Raw genomic sequence first — 5,013 nt, 5'->3', positions numbered from 1 at the left:
ATCTCGGTCAGGACCCCACCCGCCCCGCCAAGGATCAGGGCCCAAAGGACGGCAGCGATGACATGAGGTTGCATGGGCAAAGGTCTGGCCGCAATCGACGCCGCACGCAACCTGCATCTGCGGGCGGCCCTGAGCCGCCTTCGAAAATCTCTGATCCTCCCCGTTTTCGCGAAGGCCAAAGAAGGTGCCAATCCGAAGGACTGACGGAAGGGAGGCAACCAGTCCTTTCCGCGCCCTCCTTTGCACCAGCGATGAAAAGGGAGGATCGGCGGCTATGGCGAACTCCTACTTGAAAAGCCGCCGTTCCGCATACGACGCCAAAGCAGACCATCGCCGGTGGAGCGGCTTACGCCTAATTGTGGAAGTTCCGGGCGCGCCATCATTGCGGATGAGCATGCGATTGGATAGCATAACTGCGGCTGCGCCGGGGCGAGCAAATGATGGCTAAAAGAGCAACGATTGTGGTCGCGATTGCAGGAACACTCGCTGGCATCTCGAGCTTGTTCGCCATACTGCCGAATTTTGGTGAGCGAGAATGGGTAGCTGTCCATGCCAGCACCGGATGCCAACCTATCCCAACGCCCGGATATCCTTGTCCCAAGGCATTGTCATTTCCTGAGGTCCTTCAATTAAGAGGTGCGCTCGATATGTGTGCTCCTCATGCTTGGACTCAAATGACCAACATCACGGACAGTGGAATTGGTTTCGAAGCGAAAGCCAGCCAGATTGACAAGGATGCGATGGATTGCCTTTCTAGATTTGTCACAAAGAAGGCATCGATTGAGAACGTTAGGCACTAATCGCAACGTCCGCTCCCCACCCCATTCAAGCCATTCAGCCCGAACTACGCCGCTTCCGAAACCGGACCTCCCCTACCGCCGCTCGCGCCGCAGCAGGAACACCGCGTAGCCCCGGAACATCGGGTGGGTCTCAAGTCCCGGTGGGGCTTGCCATTCGCCGCCTTCGACCAGCGCCACCCGGAAGGGAATTGGGAAATTTGCCAGTTTCGCGAAGTAGGCTTCGTAGCCGGGGATCGTGGAGCGGGCCTGGTAGGTCTGGATCACCACTTCGTCGACCGTGCCGGCAAGTTGGGCAAGCGCGCGGGGATCGCCATTGGCGCTCCAGTCCATCAGGCCGGTGATCGAGAGACGGACGTCCCTGGGCAGGCGGGCGTGCAGGTCTTTGAGGAACGCGGCGTAGCCTGACAGGCCCTTGGTGGCGGCATCGAAATCGACCTGCAGGCCCGCCACCTCGTTACCCGCCGCACGCCACTGCGCAAGGTCGGCGAGGATCGCGGCTCGGGTGGCGTCGGTCCAGTCGAGCCGCTCGGCTCGCACGACCAGCCACAGCGTCCGCCCGGGCAAGCGCGGGATGCCCATGCGCAGCCGATGCAGCCGCGCTGCGCCATCGCGCCGCACTTCGCCATCGAGCAGGTACACGGTGCGCGCCTTTATCTCAGGCGCAGGATGGACGCCGGGCCAGACGAACACTGCCTCAGCCGTTTCGGCCCGCACGCGCGGCGCGTCTGGCTGCCGCTCGCATCCGGTGAGGAGCAGCGCAGCGGCAAAGGCAATCGCGCGCCAGTTCACCAGTAGAAGCGCAGCGTTCTGGCCCACTGGCTTTGCGGGTAGCGCTTCTTCAGCTCGTCGTACCAGCCCTTGCGGACCGCCAGCGGCACCTGCGCCGCCTCGAGTTCCGCCGTGGTCCGCGCAGGCCCCGCGCAGCCATTGTAGCCCGAAGGCGCATAGCAGCGCACCGCGCGGTAGAGCGCATAGGCGCGCAGGTCTGCCGGGGCCGCCTTGTCAGCGATGATCGCGGCATAGATCGCATCGCGATAGCTGGCCTTGCCGGGGAAAAGGTCTGGCGCGCTTCCGAGAACGTTGGCGCCATCGCCCGGCGCGTGCAGGGCGAAGCCATCAAAGCCGTTCAGGCGCCAGAAATCGCCGAGGCACAGGCGCGCGCGTTGGTCAGCCGGATTGCGGGCGAGCGTGGCGGCGGTCTGCGCAATCGCCGGACAGGCAAAGCCGTCCGACCACTGGCCCTTGGTAAACAGGCCCACCGGCACGCTCTGCTGGCTGGCAAAGCCCCACAGCCCGCCATCGGTGTTGGCATCGGCAGGCACCAGCGCCACATCGCGCGTGAAATCGGCGAACGCGCCGCGCGTCAGGTCCTTGTGCAGCAGGGCGAAGCGCGCAACGTCGCGCTCATGGTCCGAACGCGAGGCGTCGGCCGCGCTGGCGCGCAGGATCGTCGGGCTCGCAACGGTCTGCAACAGCACTTCGCGGATCGATTGCTCCTGCACCGGGGATCCCGGTGCGAAGACCTGATCCACGCGCCCGTCACGCTGCCATCGCAGGGCAAGGCCGAGTTCGGCCAAGGGGCGCTGGTGGAACGGGCTCGCCGCGCCGATCAGCTCGCGCCAGAATCCCGCCTCGTTGGGATCGCGCAAGGCCGAGAGCGCCTGCCCGCGCACCATCTGGCGGCTGAAGGCCAGCGGCGTCATCCCCTTCGCCCGCGCCGCATCCGGCAGGATCGAGAGGATCGGCTTCGCATTCTCGCCAGCATAAGTGATCCGCGTGGCTTCGAGCAGGCCGTAGAGATCGGGATAGGCCAAGAGCTGCGCTTTATGCGCCGCAAGCTCTGCGGCAGACAGCCCCACCGCTGGGCCATCGTAGACCGGCCGCATCATCTTCATGTCGGCCAGCGCCAGCAGCAGCGGCGCCTTCCCCTGCTTTGCCACGACGGCTGCCGCATCCTCGCGATCAAGCAGCTTGCGGTCGATTTCCTCGACGAGATAGGCCGCCTCGACACTTGATGCGGGCGTCGTCTTGAGCAGCGCCTCGTAGGTGCCGACCAGCGTATCGGTATCGCCGCCCAGCCATGCCACGCGCCGCTTCAGGCCTTGTGCAGAGGCCGCATAGCGGCCCTTGGGATAGGCAGTGAGATAGGCATCGATCGCACGTGCCGCCGATGTCAGCGCCGCGCGATCGACCTTTTCAGGTCCGGCAAAATCGCCCCACTCGTCAAGCGACGTTGCCGCCGCCCGACGCAGGTCGATGCGGATCGGCATGTAGCGCGCCGTCTCGGCAATCCACGCGTTGTTAGCCTTGGCCAGCGTGGCAAAGCCCGTTTCCGCAGCCGCATAGTCCGCTTTGTGGAAGGCATCGGCGGCTTTCAGGTAGGAGAGGAAAGCGCGGCCCTGCTGGCTGGAAATTGCCGCGTCATTCCACTCGCCGTCATGGCACCCTGCAGTCGCCCGCAGCGCTGTAAGCGTGGCGCGTTCCCCCGCCGGCACGCCCTTGTCTGCCGCCAGCGCCGCAAGGAAATCGGCACTACCCGCCTCAGCCTCAGAGCACTTCTTCTCGTCATAATCCGGCTCGGGCGCCTCCGGCTCAGGCCACAGCGAAGCGCGCAAGCCTTCCCACGACACGAAAACCTTGCCGAACTGCGGATCGTTGGGATCAATCTTCGCCTCGGCAGACAGTGCCACCCCCGGCTGCACGCTCTGCATCAGCATGACCATGTTGATGCGCGTATCGTTGCCGGGGCTGATCAGCGCGCGGCCTGCGCAGTCATAGTCCAGCGCACCCAGCTGCCAGCCGGGATAGCACGAGGTATCGGCACAGGCCCACAGCTCGGTGCCCACGCCAAGGCTGCCCAGCGCCACGGCGCCTGCGGTAGTGAGGACGGGATGCTTGCCGAACAGACGCTTGATCATGCGCGGCAAGGTGGCCCAGCCGGTCCTCCTCGCGCAATGGCATTCATCACATTATCACACCAGTTCCGCCACCCGCGTATCGGCCGGAGCAAGCGGCGGCCGCCCCCGGATCACGTCGGCGATCTTCTCGGCGATCATGATCGTCGGCGCATTGGTGTTGCCACCGATCAGCGTCGGCATGACCGAGGCATCGATCACCCGCAGGCCTTCGAGGCCCATGACCTTGCAGTCCTTGTCCACCACCGCCATCGGGTCATCGCGCGTGCCCATCTTCGCAGTGCCGACCGGGTGGTAGATCGTCTCGCCCCTGGCGCGCACCCAGGCGTCGATGTCGGCATCGGATTGCACATGCGCCCCGGGCCAGATCTCCTCGCCGCGATAGGGTGCCAATGCCTCCTGCCCCGCCACCTCGCGGGCGATGCGGATGCCCTCGCGCACCACGCGGCGGTCCTCCTCGGCGGCGAGGAAGTTCGCAAGGATCGCAGGGTCGGCATAAGGATCGGCGCTACTGAGCGAGACCTGCCCCCGGCTTTCCGGGCGCAATTGGCAGACGTGGATGGTGAAGCCATCACGCTTGGCCTGGACCTTGGCATGTTCCTGCATGATCGCGATGACGAAGTGAATCTGCAGGTCGGGCCGATCGAGATCGGGGCGCGACTTGAGGAAAGCGCCGGCCTCCAGCCCGTTCTGCCGTCCGGTGCCCTTGCCGGTCAGCAGGTATTGCAGCCCGACCTTGAGCTGCCGCAACCCCTTGATTTCGTTATAGAGCGAGATCGGCTGGGTGCAGGCCCAGTTGAGCGTGACATCAAGATGATCCTGCAGGTTCGCGCCCACGCCCTTCAGCACATGGACCGGCACAACGCCCTTGGCCTTCAGCGCCTCGGGATCGCCGATGCCGGAGAGCTGGAGGATCTGCGGGGACTGGAACGCGCCTGCGCAAAGCAGCACCTCGCGCGTCGCGCTGGCGCGGCTGACCGGTTTTCCCTGCCCCAGCGAATATTCCACGCCCACAGCGCGCCCGTTCTCCACCACGACGCGGTGGACCCGCGCGCCGGTCACCACGTTCAGGTTGCCGCGCTTGCCCGCAATCGGCGCGAGGTAGCCGCGCGCCGCACTCCAGCGCTGTCCCTCGTGGATGGTCAGCTGGTAGCGGCCGAAGCCCTCCTGATCCGCCCCGTTGAAATCGTGCGTGACCTTGTGCCCGGCCTGCCGCCCGGCCTCGATGATCCCGCGATAGAGCGGGTGGTGCGAATTCTCACCCCAGTTGACCTTCAGCGGCCCGCCCGCCCCGTGGA

General features: G+C 65.5%; 4 protein-coding genes. 1 reads left to right on the top strand and 3 read right to left on the bottom strand.

The window, feature by feature from the left end; genetic code table 11:
- The first annotated feature begins 72 nt into the window (after positions 1 to 72).
- Entirely contained in the window at positions 73 to 204 is a 132-nt protein-coding gene (locus AX703_RS28635) for a hypothetical protein (RefSeq protein WP_255355024.1), read from the top strand.
- A gap of 668 nt (positions 205 to 872) precedes the next feature.
- On the opposite strand, the gene AX703_RS03240 is transcribed toward AX703_RS28635, so the two are convergent.
- From AX703_RS03240 to AX703_RS03230, 3 genes are all read right to left on the bottom strand, one after another.
- Entirely contained in the window at positions 873 to 1,616 is a 744-nt protein-coding gene (locus AX703_RS03240; RefSeq protein WP_082734367.1) for a DUF3142 domain-containing protein, read from the bottom strand.
- A complete protein-coding gene (locus AX703_RS03235) occupies positions 1,586 to 3,718 on the bottom strand; it encodes a hypothetical protein (protein ID WP_062342598.1) in 2,133 nt (710 codons plus the stop codon). Before AX703_RS03235 ends, AX703_RS03240 begins: the two co-directional genes overlap by 31 nt.
- Positions 3,719 to 3,772: 54 nt before the next feature.
- Positions 3,773 to 5,013 (bottom strand): GMC oxidoreductase (locus AX703_RS03230; RefSeq protein WP_062342596.1); only part of this gene is annotated, 1,241 nt, incomplete at its 5' end.

The sequence above is a fragment of the Novosphingobium sp. CCH12-A3 genome, from assembly GCF_001556015.1.
Taxonomy (GTDB): domain Bacteria; phylum Pseudomonadota; class Alphaproteobacteria; order Sphingomonadales; family Sphingomonadaceae; genus Novosphingobium; species Novosphingobium subterraneum.
This window is presented reverse-complemented; position numbering and strand designations above follow the sequence as displayed.